The sequence below is a fragment of the Halomonas sp. 707D4 genome (assembly GCF_024158685.1).
Lineage (GTDB): Bacteria > Pseudomonadota > Gammaproteobacteria > Pseudomonadales > Halomonadaceae > Vreelandella.
Genome location: NZ_JAMZBD010000553.1, coordinates 1 through 1,828, shown reverse-complemented (window position 1 = coordinate 1,828; position 1,828 = coordinate 1). Strand labels below are relative to the sequence as shown.

General features: G+C 66.4%; 2 protein-coding genes. Both read right to left on the bottom strand.

Features of this window, described 5'->3' with window-relative positions; all coding sequences use genetic code 11:
* Nucleotides 1-201 (bottom strand): shikimate kinase (locus BIS11_RS16475; protein ID WP_301286498.1); only part of this gene is annotated, 201 nt, incomplete at its 3' end.
* Nucleotides 201-1,828 (bottom strand): type IV pilus secretin PilQ (locus BIS11_RS16470; protein WP_253586573.1); only part of this gene is annotated, 1,628 nt, incomplete at its 5' end. The genes BIS11_RS16470 and BIS11_RS16475, both read right to left, overlap by 1 nt.

Sequence of the window (1,828 nt, the reverse complement as noted above, 5' to 3'; positions counted from 1 at the left end):
GATCGTCTGCACCTCGCGCAAGCGAAAGCCGGGCTCGCCCTCGACGTCGAAGATCCAGGGAATGTCGGCGCCGCAGCGCTCCTGAATGACGTGGTCGCTGTCATGGAAACGGCGCGAGAGCTCCGCGGCCAGCAGCCGACCGATGGTGCTCTTGCCGGCCCCCATGGGGCCGATCAGAAAAAGGTTGGGTAAATCCTGCATCAACGAACCGCCAAGCCATCATCAAGTAGTCGTGGAGTAATGAACACTAACAGCTCTACCTTGTCATTGCTCTCCTGGGTGTAGCGAAACAGATGCCCCAGGATCGGCAGATCGCCCAGAAGCGGGGTCTTGGCGATCTGGCTGAGCTGCTCGGTGGTCAAGATACCGCCAAGCACCACGGTTTGACCATTGTCGACCAGTACCTGGGTCTCGATCTGGTTGGTGTCGATGGGCGGCTCGCCGCCGAATTCGCTCTCGCGGAAGCTGTCGTTCTTGATCACGAGATCCATGATGATGCGATTGTCCGGGGTGATCTGCGGGGTGACCTCGAGCGACAGCTCCGCCTCCTTGAACTGGGTGTCCGGGTTGCCCTGCACGTCCACGCTCTGGAACGCCCGCTCCTCGCCCTGGCGAATGGTCGCGGTGCGCTGGTTGGCGGTGATGATGCGCGGCTGCGAGATCGTCTGGCTCTTGCCCTCGCTCTCCAGCGCCCTGAGTTCGAGATCGAGCAGCACGTCGCCGGCCAGGTAGCCGAAGCTGAAGCCGGTGCCGGCTACCGCGCCCGGGCCGAGATCGACGGCGAGACCGCCTTGAGCGCGGTTGATGCCACCCGGATTGATGTCGCGACGCTGATATTGCCCACTACCGTCACCGACAAGTTCGAACCCGCGCGTGCTGGAAAGCCCCCAGTTGATGCCGAGCTCCCGCGAGGCGGTGTCCCGGGCGATGACGATGCGCGCCTCGATCTGCACCTGGCGCACGGCGACGTCGAGCCGGTCGAGCGTGGCGGTGATCTCACGGATCTGCTCGGCGGTGTCCTGGACCAGCAACGTATTGGTGCGCTGGTCGACGCTCACCCGGCCGCGCTCGGTCAGAAGCCCGAAGCCCTCGGCGCCGCGCAGCAGCTGGGCGAAGTCTTCGGCGCGGGCGTAGCGCACCTCGATGAACTCGGTGACCAGCGGCGTCAGGGTCTGGCGCTGGTTGCGCGACTCGATCTCCTGGCGCTCGACCTCGGCCAGTTCCCCGGCCGGGGCGATCACGATCACGTTGCCCTGCTCGCGGCTCGACAGCCCCTGGCTTTGCAGGATCAGCGCCAGCGCCTGGTCCCAGGGCACGTCGTTCAGGTTCAGCGTCACCCGACCGGTGACGCTGTCGCTGGCCACCAGGTTCAAGCCGGTGAACTGGGCGAGTGTGGCCAGCACCGCGCGCACCTCTATGTCCTGGAAGTTGAGGCTCAGCCGGTCGCCGGTGAAGCGCTCCTCGGGGCGCTGGGTGAGCGACTCGCTGGGCGTGGCGGCGGGCTCCACGTCCACCGTCAGCACCCGCCCGCTTTGCGAGGAGAGCATGGCGTAGGCGCCCTGGGTCTGCATCTCGAGCTGCACGCCGCGCGGCGTGGTGCGCGGCGTGATGCGCTGGATGGGCGTGGCGAAGTCGCTGGTGTCGAGAATCTGATCGAGGCTCGCGGGCAGCGTCACGTCATCGAGGGTGGCGATCACCACGCCGTTGTCGGCCTCCTGCACGCTGGCCGTCACGCCGCTCTGGCTGAAGGTGACCAGCAGCCGCCCACCGCCGTTGGGGCCGCGACGAAAATCGATGTCGTCGATGAGAGGACCGGTGACCGGCGCCG